Origin of the sequence: Citrobacter sp. Igbk 17 (genome assembly GCF_028069775.1) — a bacterium.
Taxonomy (GTDB): Bacteria; Pseudomonadota; Gammaproteobacteria; order Enterobacterales; family Enterobacteriaceae; genus Citrobacter.
In genome coordinates, this window is sequence record NZ_JANEWI010000007.1 from 112,600 (window position 1) to 125,546 (window position 12,947).

13 protein-coding genes are annotated in these 12,947 nt (G+C 52.5%); 5 read left to right on the top strand and 8 right to left on the bottom strand.

Annotation, left to right across the window (positions count from 1 at the left end; all coding sequences use genetic code 11):
• Nucleotides 1-26 precede the first annotated feature (26 nt).
• Nucleotides 27-1,445, bottom strand: a complete 1,419-nt coding sequence (treB, locus tag NNO08_RS06485; RefSeq protein WP_271449179.1) for a PTS trehalose transporter subunit IIBC — start codon at nt 1,443-1,445, stop codon at nt 27-29.
• Nucleotides 1,446-1,602: 157 nt separating this feature from the next.
• Entirely contained in the window at nt 1,603-2,550 is a 948-nt protein-coding gene (gene treR, locus NNO08_RS06490) for a trehalose operon repressor TreR (protein ID WP_271456372.1), read from the bottom strand.
• A gap of 417 nt (nt 2,551-2,967) precedes the next feature.
• Here treR and mgtA point away from each other — a divergent pair, with 417 nt between their 5' ends.
• From mgtA to NNO08_RS06510, 4 genes are all read left to right on the top strand, one after another.
• Nucleotides 2,968-5,676 carry a magnesium-translocating P-type ATPase gene (gene mgtA / locus NNO08_RS06495; protein WP_271449180.1) on the top strand — a complete coding sequence of 903 codons (2,709 nt, stop codon included), beginning with the start codon at nt 2,968-2,970 and terminating at the stop codon, nt 5,674-5,676.
• Nucleotides 5,677-6,051: 375 nt separating this feature from the next.
• On the top strand, nt 6,052-7,029 hold the full coding sequence (locus NNO08_RS06500) for a TRAP transporter substrate-binding protein (protein ID WP_271440321.1): 978 nt from the start codon (nt 6,052-6,054) through the stop codon (nt 7,027-7,029).
• A gap of 55 nt (nt 7,030-7,084) precedes the next feature.
• Complete coding sequence (locus tag NNO08_RS06505) at nt 7,085-7,594, top strand: TRAP transporter small permease (RefSeq protein ID WP_202039766.1); 510 nt, start codon at nt 7,085-7,087, stop codon at nt 7,592-7,594.
• A gap of 30 nt (nt 7,595-7,624) precedes the next feature.
• Nucleotides 7,625-8,911 (top strand): TRAP transporter large permease, encoded by a 1,287-nt coding sequence (locus NNO08_RS06510; protein ID WP_271440322.1) that lies wholly within the window; start codon nt 7,625-7,627, stop codon nt 8,909-8,911.
• Between the two features lie 91 nt (nt 8,912-9,002).
• Here NNO08_RS06510 and ridA read toward each other — a convergent pair whose 3' ends face one another.
• The 4 genes from ridA to pyrL form a co-directional block, all read right to left on the bottom strand.
• Nucleotides 9,003-9,389, bottom strand: a complete 387-nt coding sequence (gene ridA, locus NNO08_RS06515) for a 2-iminobutanoate/2-iminopropanoate deaminase (RefSeq protein WP_000047544.1) — start codon at nt 9,387-9,389, stop codon at nt 9,003-9,005.
• Nucleotides 9,390-9,462: 73 nt separating this feature from the next.
• Entirely contained in the window at nt 9,463-9,924 is a 462-nt protein-coding gene (pyrI, locus tag NNO08_RS06520) for an aspartate carbamoyltransferase regulatory subunit (protein ID WP_016151492.1), read from the bottom strand.
• A 13-nt stretch (nt 9,925-9,937) separates the two neighbouring features.
• The gene (gene pyrB / locus NNO08_RS06525; RefSeq protein WP_016151493.1) at nt 9,938-10,873 is read right to left on the bottom strand and encodes an aspartate carbamoyltransferase; all 936 of its coding nucleotides are present in this window, start codon (nt 10,871-10,873) and stop codon (nt 9,938-9,940) included.
• A gap of 35 nt (nt 10,874-10,908) precedes the next feature.
• On the bottom strand, nt 10,909-11,010 hold the full coding sequence (gene pyrL / locus NNO08_RS06530; protein ID WP_202039763.1) for a pyr operon leader peptide: 102 nt from the start codon (nt 11,008-11,010) through the stop codon (nt 10,909-10,911).
• A 238-nt stretch (nt 11,011-11,248) separates the two neighbouring features.
• Between pyrL and NNO08_RS06540 the strand changes: the two genes are divergently transcribed.
• Complete coding sequence (locus NNO08_RS06540; RefSeq protein ID WP_271440324.1) at nt 11,249-11,701, top strand: YhcH/YjgK/YiaL family protein; 453 nt, start codon at nt 11,249-11,251, stop codon at nt 11,699-11,701.
• A gap of 95 nt (nt 11,702-11,796) precedes the next feature.
• Here the strand turns inward: NNO08_RS06540 and argF are convergent, their stop codons facing one another.
• Together argF and argL are read right to left on the bottom strand one after the other, a co-directional pair.
• Entirely contained in the window at nt 11,797-12,801 is a 1,005-nt protein-coding gene (gene argF / locus NNO08_RS06545; protein WP_271440325.1) for an ornithine carbamoyltransferase, read from the bottom strand.
• A complete protein-coding gene (argL, locus tag NNO08_RS23165) occupies nt 12,771-12,866 on the bottom strand; it encodes a putative translational regulatory protein ArgL (RefSeq protein ID WP_416348267.1) in 96 nt (31 codons plus the stop codon). The genes argF and argL overlap by 31 nt, the downstream gene beginning before the upstream one ends.
• Nucleotides 12,867-12,947: the final 81 nt, after the last annotated feature.

Sequence of the window (12,947 nt, forward strand, 5' to 3'; positions counted from 1 at the left end):
GGGCGCAACTGCGCCCCGAAGAAAAGTCAGACAATCTGTAAGGTGCCCTGACGGTATTTACGCTGGTAGATGAACGAAGTCAGTACCATCGGGATAACAATGGAAATCACCATCGCCAGACCAAATACCTGCCAGTACGTTGGCTGAATGGAGAGGATGCCAGGCAAGCCGCCGACGCCAATGCCGTTTGCCATCACGCCGTTCAGGCCGCACAACAGCCCAGCAAGGCCCGAACCAATCATTGCGCACAGCATCGGGAAGCGATATTTCAGGTTGATGCCGTACATCGCGGGTTCAGTTACCCCCAGATAGGCGGAGATCGCAGCAGGAACGGAGATTTCACGCTCATTGTGTTTACGACTGGAGATAATGATGCCGACCACCGCAGAGGCCTGAGCGATGTTAGACAGCGCAATCAGCGGCCATACCGGTGTGCCGCCCATGCTCTGGATCATCTGCATATCGATAGCCAGCGTGGTCTGATGTACACCGGTGATCACCAGCGGGGCATACAGGAAGCCGAACAATGCTGCGCCAATCGGGGCAAAGCTGCCGGTCAGCAGATGGCGGACGGCAAACGCGACACCGTCGCCGATCATGCGGCCAAATGGACCGATAAAGGCATGGGCGAGAAACACGGCCAGGATCAGCGAACATACCGGGACGATGACCAGGTACAGATAATCCGGGACGATGCGTTTCATCCGCGTTTCAATAAAGCCGAGCGCCAGGCCCGCCAGCAGCGCCGGAATAACCTGCGCCTGGTAGCCCACTTTCTCGATACTGAACAGGCCGAAGTTCCACACTTCCGGTACCTGCTGGCCGAGCAAATAGGCGTTCATCAGTTGCGGAGAAACCAGCGTGACGCCCAGCACGATGCCGAGGATCGGCGTACCGCCCATTTTCTTCACGGCAGACCAACAAATCCCCACCGGCAGATAGAAGAAGATCGCTTCGCCAATCAGCCACAAGAAGTCGTAGAGCGTTTTGAGCGAGGGATGCATCTGCGCCAGCGTCTGCCCGTTGCTCATCGGCACATCGCCGATGACGTTACGAAAACCTAAGATCAAACCACCGCTGATCAGCGCAGGGAGCAGTGGGAAGAAGATCTCCGCGAAGTGAGAAATCAACTGCTCGTGCCACTTCATGTTCTGCCGCGCCGCTTTCTTTGCCTGCTCTTTGTCGGCACTGGCTTGTCCGGTGGTCGCCAACAGCGCCTTGTAGTAATCACCTACCTCAGTGCCGATCACGACCTGAAACTGCCCGGCGTTGGTGAAGCAGCCTTTGACCATCGGTAGCTGTTCGATCTCTTTCGGTCTGGCATTCGCGGGTTGATTCAACACAAAACGCAGGCGCGTAATGCAGTGACTCACCGTGGCGATATTGTCGCGCCCGCCAACCAGCTCTATCAGCCGGTCGATATCCGCTTGTTTTACTTTGCTCATGATGACGTGTGTTCCCCGTAGGTCGGATTAGACGCTTTCGCGACGTCATCCGGCAGCTGTCTCGTTGTTGGTGCCAGAGTATATCGTCGGTGAATATTTAAAAATGGGAACGTTCCCGAAACGCAGCGAAGATCACAAATTAGTGCTCAGAAAGCGATCAGGAGAGGGTGGCAGGAATGACGATTTGCCGCAGTTCGCTGCGGCCGTTGATCTGTTCGATCAGCTGTAACGCCGCTTGCCGCCCTGCTTCAGCGTAACCGGGATCGACGGTTATGATCTCCGGATGGAGGAATTTCATCAGCGGCGTATTACCGACGCTTGCCAGTTGCAGGTTGTCGATTCGCTGTTCCTGCAGATATTTGCTGACACCAAGGGCAAGCGTGTCCGTTGCACAGACTAACGCGGTGGTTTCCGGCGTAATAACATCGGCGGCATGCTCATAGCCCTGCTTCATGGCAAGACCAGGCAGAGCAGCGGCAGGATGCAGCTTATGCTTCTTGCAGAAGGTCAGGTAGGCCTCATGACGGCGCTTACCGGTGGTGACATCGCTATGGGGGACGCCAAGGAAACTGATATGACGATGTTCGCGATCGTACAGACGCTGCATCAGGGTATGAATGGCACCTTCGTCGTCATAACAGACGGAGGCAAAGCCTTTGGCATCCCTGGCCAGCAGCACCAGAGAGTCCTGCCAGGAGGTGAGCATGGTTTCCGTTACGCCGGTAAAACCAAACAGCACCACCCCATCAATGTTGCGACGTTTAAGCATTCCCAGATGTTCTTCTACCAGCTCAGGTGAGAACTGGCTTTCCATCATAATCGGATCGTAACCCTGCTCATAAAAGGCGGGCAGCATGGTCTGCACCGCGAGGTTTTCTGAAAGTGAGTCCAGACGTGTGACGATAATCGCCACGACTTTGTCGCTTTGCCCACGCATGGCACGTGCGGAGCGGGAAGGGGAGAAACCGTGCTGATTCATCACTGCTTCAACACGTTCACGGGTGCGTTCGCTAACGCCGCTTTCGTTGTTGAGCACGCGGGAAACCGTTGATTTCCCCACGCCGCTTAAGCGGGCGATGTCTTTAATAGTCAGCCGATTTTGCATCCTGTTTTCCCGTTGCGCACTTTTTCAGTTATACCAAAGAGAGTAACTTTACTCATGTGGAGTGCAATGGGCAAAGTCTGCTTTAAACCGTTCACCCTTCAGGCGATGTGTATACGTTTGGTTTAGTTTCCGTGCTGTATCATACCGCCATAATTGTCACAAACCTTATGGTTTTCTGCGTATAATCCGCAGCGCTTATCATTCACTTACCGGAGGCTATATGGATCCCGATCCCACCCCTCTCCCTAAATGGAGAACCCCCCTTCTCCGGTAAGCCTGTTTTCACTGTCTTACCGGAGCTGTAAGACAGTGACGTTCTGACGTCCCTGTTGTGATTTTAAAATTGCCACCAGGCAAGGCTTTGCCACGCCTGAAGGATTTACTGCGCCCGCTTATACTGGTGCAGAGGGACTGCCTATGTTCAAAAATATAACCCGCCAGCTGTTTGCCCGGCTTAACCGCCATTTGCCGCATCGTTTGGTGCATCGCGATCCGTTGCCTAATGCGCAGACTGTTGCCAGCACGCCGATCCCACCGTCACTCAGTGAACATTGCCTGAAGATGGCGCTGATGGATGAAGAGGCGCTGTGGAAAACGTTTGATGCGCATCCGGAAGGATTGAATGCCGCAGAAGTGGAGAGCGCCCGCGAAAAGCATGGTGAAAACCAATTGCCGACGCAAAAGCCATTGCCGTGGTGGGTTCATCTGTGGGTCTGCTACCGCAACCCGTTTAATATTCTGCTGACTATTCTGGGCGGCATTTCTTATGCCACCGAAGATCTGTTTGCTGCGGGCGTCATCGCCTTGATGGTGTGTATCTCAACGCTGCTGAATTTTGTGCAGGAGGCGCGTTCCACCAAAGCGGCGGATGCGCTGAAAGCGATGGTCAGCAATACCGCAACCGTCCTGCGTGTCATCAACGAAAAAGGGGAGAACGGCTGGGTTGAACTGCCGATCGATCAGCTGGTTCCTGGCGATATTATTAAGCTGGCAGCCGGCGATATGATCCCGGCCGATTTACGTATCGTCCAGGCGCGCGATCTGTTTGTGGCGCAGGCTTCGCTGACCGGTGAGTCTTTGCCGGTTGAGAAAGTGGCGACAAGCCGTGACCCGCAGCAAAGCAACCCGCTGGAGTGCGATACCCTGTGTTTTATGGGCACTAATGTGGTGAGCGGAACGGCACAGGCCATTGTCATTGCCACCGGGGCGAACACCTGGTTTGGACAACTGGCAGGCCGCGTCAGCGAGCAGGAAAGCGAGCAAAATGCCTTCCAGAAAGGGATCAGCCGCGTCAGCATGTTGTTGATCCGTTTTATGCTGGTGATGGCGCCCATTGTCCTCATCATCAACGGCTACACCAAAGGTGACTGGTGGGAAGCGGCGCTGTTTGCGCTGTCTGTCGCGGTGGGGCTGACCCCGGAAATGCTGCCAATGATCGTCACCTCAACGCTGGCGCGCGGGGCGGTGAAGCTGTCCAAACAGAAGGTTATCGTCAAACACCTCGATGCCATCCAGAACTTTGGCGCGATGGATATTCTGTGCACCGATAAAACCGGTACTCTGACTCAGGATAAAATAGTGCTGGAGAATCATACCGATATCTCCGGTAAGCCCAGCGAACACGTCCTGTATTCCGCGTGGCTGAACAGCCATTATCAGACCGGGCTGAAGAATCTGCTGGATACGGCGGTTCTCGAAGGTGTGGATGAAGAATCTGCCCGTCAGCTCTCTACCCGCTGGCAGAAAATTGATGAGATCCCGTTTGATTTTGAGCGTCGTCGGATGTCGGTGGTGGTCGCTGAAGAAACCGATGTGCATCAACTGGTGTGCAAAGGCGCGTTGCAGGAGATCCTCAGTGTTTGCACCCAGGTGCGTCATAACGGTGAAATTGTCCCGTTGGATGAGAACATGCTGCGCCGGGTGAAACGCGTTACCGATACGCTGAACCGCCAGGGGCTGCGCGTGGTGGCGGTGGCGACGAAATACCTGCCTGCGCGTGAGGGCGATTACCAACGTATTGATGAGTCAGACCTGATCCTTGAAGGCTATATCGCCTTCCTCGATCCACCGAAAGAAACGACCGCACCGGCGCTGAAAGCCCTGAAAGCCAGCGGTATTACGGTGAAAATTCTCACCGGTGACAGCGAGCTGGTGGCGGCGAAAGTGTGTCATGAAGTGGGTCTGGATGCAGGTGATGTGGTGATCGGCAGCAGCATCGAAGGGTTAAACGACGACGAGCTGGCAAAACTGGCTCAGCGTACCACGCTGTTTGCTCGCCTGACGCCAATGCACAAAGAGCGCATTGTCACACTGCTCAAGCGTGAAGGTCACGTAGTGGGCTTTATGGGCGATGGTATCAACGATGCCCCGGCGCTGCGCGCGGCGGACATTGGTATTTCCGTTGATGGTGCGGTTGATATTGCGCGTGAAGCGGCAGACATCATCCTGCTGGAAAAGAGCCTGATGGTGCTGGAAGAAGGGGTGATCGAAGGGCGTCGTACCTTCTCGAACATGCTGAAGTACATCAAAATGACGGCCAGTTCCAACTTTGGTAACGTGTTTAGCGTGCTGGTGGCGAGCGCATTTCTGCCGTTCCTGCCGATGTTGCCGCTGCACTTACTGATTCAGAACCTGCTGTACGATGTATCCCAGGTGGCGATTCCGTTTGATAACGTTGATGAAGAGCAGATTAAAAAGCCGCAGCGCTGGAACCCTGCCGAGCTGGGACGCTTTATGATCTTCTTTGGACCGATCAGCTCTATCTTCGATATTCTGACATTTTGCCTGATGTGGTTCGTTTTCCATGCCAATACGCCAGAACATCAGACGTTGTTCCAGTCAGGCTGGTTCGTGGTCGGTCTGTTGTCGCAAACGCTGATTGTGCATATGATCCGTACCCGTCGCGTGCCGTTCATCCAGAGCCGCGCCGCATGGCCGTTGATGCTGATGACGCTGGTGGTAATGGTGGTGGGCATTGCGTTACCGTTCTCGCCATTGGCCAGCTACCTGCAATTGCAGGCATTGCCGCTGAGCTACTTCCCGTGGCTGATTGCGATTCTGGCAGGCTACATGACATTAACCCAGTTAGTGAAAGGTTTTTATAGCCGTCGTTACGGCTGGCAATAACCGCTAAACGTCTCAACAGGATGGTGTTAACACCATCCTGCATTTCTCTTCTTCATTCGAAGATATTCCTCCGTAATATTGTTGTTTTATTTTTATTGAAATACTAACGCGGCTAATTAGTCTAAAACCGCGTCCTTTGCGTTGCTTTTCTATCAGGAAAACGATCTGCGTTGCAAAAATGAAACAGTGTGCTAAAAATTATAGAGCTTAGTTTTTTTTTGTGAAGGCAGTCATCGAAATAAATTGTTACACCAGTTAGTCTGCACCGGTAACGTCGTTAAGAAAGTTTCTCGCTGCCCATTTTTAATTCCGGCAGTCATTTGCTCTGCAAGCTATTCCTGTTAATGGATATTATGAACTTCTGGAGAAGGACAAATGAAACTGACAAAAAACCTGATAAGTCTGTGTATTGGTGCTTCGGTATTACTGGCCAGCCATTCAACGTTGGCACAAACCTTCCGCGCCGCAGACGTGCATCCGGCTGATTACCCGAACGTGGTGGCAGTGAAACACATGGGGGAAAAGCTCAGCGCGGCGACCGATGGTCGTCTGGAGATTAAAACATTTCCAGGTGGCGTGTTAGGTGATGAAAAACAGATGATTGAACAGGCACAATTAGGCGCTATTGATATTATTCGCGTCTCGATGACACCTGTCGCTGCTATTCTCCCTGAAATTAACGTATTTACACTGCCGTATATTTTCCGTGATGAAGACCATCTGCATAAGGTTCTCGACGGCATGATCGGCCAGGAAATTGGCGACCGTCTGACGGCCAATACCAAATCACGGCTGGTGTTCCTCGGCTGGATGGATGCGGGGACGCGTAACCTGATCACTAAAAACCCGGTGGTGAAACCGGAAGATTTACACGGTATGAAGATCCGCGTTCAAGGGAGTCCGATAGCGCTGGATACCCTGAAAGCGATGGGCGCTAACTCCGTTGTAATGGGCGTCAGTGAAGTCTTTAGCGGCATGCAGACAGGGGTTATTGATGGAACGGAAAATAACCCACCGACGTTTGTCGCGCACAACTATTTACCTGTCGTTAAAAACTACACCTGGAGCAAACATTTTATTATTCCTGAATTATTTCTTTTCTCGAAAGCGAAATGGGATAAATTGAAAAAAGAAGATCAGGATCTCATTATTAAGCTCGCTAAAGAAGCCCAGGTAGAGCAACGCAAACTTTGGCAGGATTATAATGCGAAATCACTGGAAACGATGAAAGCCAACGGCGTTCAGTTCCACGATATTGATACGGACTATTTCTATAAAGCCACTCAGTCAGTGCGGGATAATTACGGTAAAGAACACCAGGATTTGATCAAGCGTATTCAGGATGTGCAGTAGTTCATCGGGCGGATGATATCCGCCTGAATCATTTGATTAATTCGAGGTGATGATTATGGGTGAATGCTATTCATCGGTAATGGATTTTCTTTATCGGGTCTCAATGTGGATTGCCGGTGTGGCATTATTGGTGATGGTTGCCATTATACCGATTGGGATATTCGCACGTTATGTCCTGAACAATGCCCTGTCATGGCCTGAACCCGTCGCTATTCTCTGCATGGTGACATTCACCTTTATTGGTGCTGCGGTAAGTTATCGCGCAGGCTCGCATATCGCAGTCAGTATGGTCACTGATCGCCTGGGTGAAAGCGCCCGCCGTTATTGCTTTATTGTCGCGGATATCATGCTGGCGGCGATAAGCCTGTTTATCCTCTGGTACGGAACCAATCTGTGTCTTGAGCTGTGGGATCAACCCGTTGCGGAATTCCCGATTTTAAGCGCCGGGCAAAACTATCTTCCGCTGCCAATTGGCTCTGCTATCACGCTGCTCTTTATTGTTGAGAAGATCTGCCGTGGCCCGCAGTACCAGCGTCCTGTTGTCATGCTGGGTTCGACCAGCTAATTACCGCCCCCATTTCATTAAGGAAAGCAGATGGATGCATTTATTCTCGTCTTTACGCTTGGCATCATGCTGGCGATTGGGGTACCGGTAGCGTACGCGGTAGGGATTAGCGCCATCATTGGTGCCTGGTACATTGATATCCCACTGGAAGCGGTGATGATCCAACTGACCAGTGGCGTGAACAAGTTCTCCCTGCTGGCGATCCCGTTCTTTATTCTGGCTGGCGCGATCATGGCCGAAGGCGGAATTGCGCGTCGGTTAGTGAATTTTGCCTACATTTTTGTTGGTTTTATTCGCGGAGGCTTGTCACTGGTCAACATCGTGGCATCGACCTTTTTTGGCGCAATCTCAGGATCGTCGGTGGCAGACACCGCTTCCATCGGTTCGGTGATGATCCCGGAGATGGATAAAAAAGGTTACCCTCGCGACTTTGCCGCGGCGGTGACCGCCAGCGGTTCGGTGCAGGCAATCCTTACGCCGCCCAGCCATAACTCGGTTATCTACTCGCTGGCAACGGGTGGGACGGTGTCGATTGCCGCGCTATTTATCGCCGGGATCCTGCCGGGCCTGCTGTTAAGCTTGAGCCTGATGGTGATGTGCGTGGCGTTTGCCCATAAACGCGGCTATCCAAAAGGCGAGCGCGTGCCGTTTCGCCAGGCGCTGAAGATTTTCGTCGATACGCTGTGGGGATTGATGACGGTGGTGATCATCATGGGGGGGATCCTGTCGGGCATCTTTACCGCGACGGAATCCGCGGCGATTGCCTGCCTGTGGGCCTTCTTCGTCACCATGTTTATCTATCGCGACTATAAATGGTCTGAACTGCCGAAGCTGATGTTCCGCACGGTGAAAACAGTCACCATCGTGATGATCCTGATTGGTTTTGCTGCCGCGTTTGGCGCTGTCATGACCTACATGCAGTTGCCGATGCGCATCACCGACGCGTTCACCAGTATCTCGGATAACAAATACGTCATCCTGATGTGCATTAACATTATGCTGCTGCTGATTGGTACGCTGATGGATATGGCGCCGCTGATCCTGATCCTGACACCGGTCCTGCTGCCAGTGACCAACGCGCTCGGTATTGATCCGGTTCATTTCGGGATGATCATGTTGGTGAACTTAGGGATCGGGTTGATTACGCCGCCGGTAGGGTCGGTGCTGTTTGTCGCCAGCGCGGTGAGTAAGCAGAAGATTGAACAAGTGGTGAAGGCGATGCTGCCGTTCTACCTCGTCCTGTTCCTGGTGCTGATGTTGGTAACGTACATTCCGGCGATTTCGTTGTTCCTGCCGAAACTGTTTGGTGTGCTGTGATAAATGCCCGGTGGCGCTCGCGCTTACCGGGCCTACAAATTACGCTTCCATTGGCCGGATAAGGCGAAACCGCCATCCGGCACAAGGAAACTTAGCGACGAACGGCGATCGCTTCAATCTCGATTTTCACGTCTTTCGGCAGACGAGCAACTTCCACGCAAGAACGCGCCGGGAAAGTCGCGTTGTGCTCAGTGAAGAACGCTTCGTAGGTGGCGTTGACGGTTGCGAAATCGTTCAGGTCTTTAACGAATACGGTAGTTTTTACGATATCGCCCACTTTCAGGCCTGCTGCTTCAACGATAGCTTTTACGTTTTCCAGCGACTGACGCGCCTGAGCGGACACGTCTTCCGCTACGGCACCGGTTTTCGGATCGACCGGGATCTGACCGGAAGTGATTACCATGCTACCCAGGTCAACGCCCTGAACGTATGGGCCGATAGCGGCTGGTGCATTTTCCGTCGCAATAGTTTTGCTCATGATATCTCCAGATGAACTGCAGTATTAAGGTGTTAGCCATTATAGAGAGGCAACATTTCAATACCAACCGCAATTAGTTGGCCAGCACCACATAATGCGAAAACTCTTTTTCACAGTATTTGCATTTGAGCGCGATATCATCAGCGCGTTTTTTCACTGAAAAGCTGGAGGAAACCGGTTCAGCATGGCTGATGCAGTTGCTGTTCGGGCAGACCAGCACGTTGTCGATTCGTTCCGGCAGGCTCGGACGTGATTTACCCACCACGTCATAATCGTCAATGCGGTTCACCGTCGCCTGTGGCGCGTACAGAGAAAGCTGGTTAACTTGCTCATCGGTCAGGAAGGTGTTTTCAATTTTAATCAGGTCTTTACGACCCATTTCGCCTGACGGCAGGTTCAGACCGATGGTGATACGCTGATCGGTTTCTGTCAGCTTGAACAGCGTCAGCAGTTTAAAACCAACCTGTGCGGGAATATGGTCAATCACGGTGCCGCGTTTGATGGCTTCAACCTGCAGTTTGTTATCGTGTGTCATCTTTTTTTCTCCCTTACAGTGCCAGTTCGCTATTCAGTACCAGTGCCAGTAACGCCTGGCGGGCGAAGATGCCGTTGCCAGCCTGCTGGAAATACCAGGCGTGCGGCGTCTTATCGACATCGGTGGTGATCTCATCGATACGCGGCAGTGGGTGCAACACTTTCATGTTCGCTCTGGCACCATTCAGGTCGCTTGCACGCAGGACGAACTGTGCTTTCACGTTGGCGTATTCGGAAGGGTCCAGACGTTCTTTTTGCACGCGGGTCATGTAGAGAATATCAACCTCTGCCATAACCTCTTCGATGGTGCCGTGCAGGCTCCAGGCGATACCTTTTTCATTTAGCATGTCCAGAATGTATTGCGGCATGGCCAACGCATCCGGGGCGATGAAGTAGAAGCGGTTGCCTTCGAATTTCGCCAGTGCCTGGGTCAGGGAGTGGACGGTACGACCATACTTCAGGTCACCCACCATGGCGATTTGCAGATTGTCCAGGCGGCCCTGGGTTTCCTGAATGGTGAACAGGTCCAGCAGCGTTTGGGTGGGATGCTGGTTCGACCCATCGCCTGCGTTCAGTACCGGCACGTTGCCGGAGAACTCTGTGGCCAGACGGGCAGCACCTTCCTGCGGATGACGCATCACAATGGCGTCAACATAGGTACTGATGACGGAAATGGTATCAGCCAGCGTTTCACCTTTTTTGCCCAGTGATGTGTTGCTGCTGTCAGAGAAACCCACCACGCTGGCACCCAGGCGGTGCATCGAGGTTTCAAAGGATAAACGGGTGCGCGTCGATGCCTCAAAGAAGCAGCTGGCTATCACCTTATGCTTTAGCAGCTCCGGCTGTGGGTTGGCTTTCAGTTTCGCCGCTGTCGCGAGAACCAGATTGAGGTCATCGCGGCTGAGGTCATTTATGGAAATGATGTGTTTTTGATAGAGCGGGTTAGCCATGTTTATCTCCTGACACCTGGGCAAAAAAAAGCCCCTCAATTGAGGGGCTTGGAATGGATGATCAACGGAAAGAAAAACGGCAGGCCAGCGTCCTTTTTCAGACGCGGTAAGACAAAATGTCGTACACACTGAACCATACATCCTCCCGGCAAATTGTCCGCGATTATACTCAGCTCCGTTATGGGATCAAGCGAAAAATGCACAATTTATTCATCGCAAACGATTCTCATGAATATTCATGCACCCTGCCGGGTGATCGGCTACGTTGAGATAAACATGCGTTGACGCAAAATATCAGCAAATAGCAGTGGTATGGCAGACGGTTTTTTCGTATAACAACTAAAATGAAACATTGTTTTAATTAAGGGGTTTGAGATGATTGTCGGCAATATTCACAACCTGGATGTCTGGCTGCCAGAAGAGCTGCGTCAGGCGATTGAACACATCAAGGCGCACGTGACGGATGCGACGGAAAAGGGTAAGCATGACATCGACGGTGATCGTCTGTTTTATCTGATTGCAGAAGATATGACGGAGCCGTTTGCCCAGCGCCGCGCTGAGTATCACGCCCGTTATCTGGATATTCAGATCCTGCTCAAAGGCCAGGAAGGCATGACCTTCAGTACACAGCCTGCGGGCGCGCCGGAAACCGACTGGCTGGCGGATAAAGATATCGCCTTCGTGGCGGAAGGGGTACAGGAGAAAACGGTCGTGCTGAACGAAGGTGACTTCGTGGTGTTCTATCCGGGTGAAGTGCATAAACCGCTGTGTGCAGTCGGGTCGCCGGCACTGGTGCGCAAAGCCGTGGTGAAAATGCGGGTGGCATAAGCGTGATTGCCGGGTGCGGCTTCGCCTTGCCCGGCCAACGGGAGCGCGGTTGTAGGCCGGATAAGATGCTTAGCATCGCCATCCGGCATATGCCTTCACTTCGCTAATGTCGCCACCATCACCGCTTTGATGGTGTGCATCCGGTTTTCCGCCTGAGAGAATACGATACTGGCGGGGGATTCAAAGACCTCATCGGTCACTTCCATACCGCCGTGCAAACCATACTCTTGTGCCATTTGTTTACCCAGCACGGTCTGATCGTCATGAAACGCGGGCAGACAGTGCAGGAACTTCACCTGTGGATTACCCGTCAGCGCCATCATCGCGCTATTAACCTGATAGTTACGCAGCAGCGCAATACGCTCTGCCCACTTCTCTTTTGCTTCGCCCATCGAGACCCAAACGTCGGTGTAGATAAAGTCCGCACCTTTTACACCTGTGGCAACGTCTTCGGTCAGCGTAATATTACCGCCATTTTTCTGTGCCAGCGCCTTGCACTCCGCCACCAGGCTCTCTTCAGGCCAGCACGCTTGTGGTGCAACCAGGCGTAGATCCAGCCCGGTTAACGCGGCGGCTTCCAGCATGGAATTACCCATATTGTTGCGGGCATCACCGGTATAGACCAGCGTCATCTCATTAAACGCTTTACCCGGCAGGTGTTCCTGCATAGTTAACAGATCCGCCAGCAACTGAGTGGGGTGAAACTCGTCGGTTAATCCGTTCCATACCGGAACTCCGGCATATTCCGCCAGCGTCTCGACAATCTCCTGACCGTGACCCCGATACTGAATACCGTCGTACATACGACCGAGTACGCGGGCGGTGTCTTTGATCGACTCTTTATGACCAATCTGGCTGCCGCTTGGCCCGAGATACGTCACGCGAGCACCCTGATCGTATGCGGCAACTTCGAAAGAGCAACGGGTACGAGTCGAGTCTTTTTCGAAGATGAGCGCAATGTTTTTACCGGTGAGCTTAGCGACCTCAGTACCGTTTTTCTTATCTGCCTTGAGCTGTGCGGCGAGCTGTAGCAGTGACGTGAGTTCAGCAGAGGTGAAATCGAGCAATTTCAAAAAGTGCTTCTGATAAAACGCAGACATGGTTCCCTCGCATGGCTTAAGCCATTTATTGAATTAAAATTCAATTTATATGGATGTTTATTCATTTGCAACCTTGTTTAACAAATCTTTCCTGGAAAGGTGGAGGCAATGTCAGCGGTATGTGACAATAAGAGTATCGGCAGGAC

Excerpts from the sequence above, each read along its gene's own strand:
- treB (WP_271449179.1), bottom strand. The coding sequence starts at position 1,445 with ATGAGCAAAGTAAAACAAGCGGATATCGACCGGCTGATAGAGCTGGTT.
- treR (WP_271456372.1), bottom strand. The coding sequence starts at position 2,550 with ATGCAAAATCGGCTGACTATTAAAGACATCGCCCGCTTAAGCGGCGTG.
- mgtA (WP_271449180.1), top strand. The coding sequence starts at position 2,968 with ATGTTCAAAAATATAACCCGCCAGCTGTTTGCCCGGCTTAACCGCCAT.
- NNO08_RS06500 (WP_271440321.1), top strand. The coding sequence starts at position 6,052 with ATGAAACTGACAAAAAACCTGATAAGTCTGTGTATTGGTGCTTCGGTA.
- NNO08_RS06505 (WP_202039766.1), top strand. The coding sequence starts at position 7,085 with ATGGGTGAATGCTATTCATCGGTAATGGATTTTCTTTATCGGGTCTCA.
- NNO08_RS06510 (WP_271440322.1), top strand. The coding sequence starts at position 7,625 with ATGGATGCATTTATTCTCGTCTTTACGCTTGGCATCATGCTGGCGATT.
- ridA (WP_000047544.1), bottom strand. The coding sequence starts at position 9,389 with ATGAGCAAAACTATTGCGACGGAAAATGCACCAGCCGCTATCGGCCCA.
- pyrI (WP_016151492.1), bottom strand. The coding sequence starts at position 9,924 with ATGACACACGATAACAAACTGCAGGTTGAAGCCATCAAACGCGGCACC.
- pyrB (WP_016151493.1), bottom strand. The coding sequence starts at position 10,873 with ATGGCTAACCCGCTCTATCAAAAACACATCATTTCCATAAATGACCTC.
- pyrL (WP_202039763.1), bottom strand. The coding sequence starts at position 11,010 with ATGGTTCAGTGTGTACGACATTTTGTCTTACCGCGTCTGAAAAAGGAC.
- NNO08_RS06540 (WP_271440324.1), top strand. The coding sequence starts at position 11,249 with ATGATTGTCGGCAATATTCACAACCTGGATGTCTGGCTGCCAGAAGAG.
- argF (WP_271440325.1), bottom strand. The coding sequence starts at position 12,801 with ATGTCTGCGTTTTATCAGAAGCACTTTTTGAAATTGCTCGATTTCACC.
- argL (WP_416348267.1), bottom strand. The coding sequence starts at position 12,866 with ATGAATAAACATCCATATAAATTGAATTTTAATTCAATAAATGGCTTA.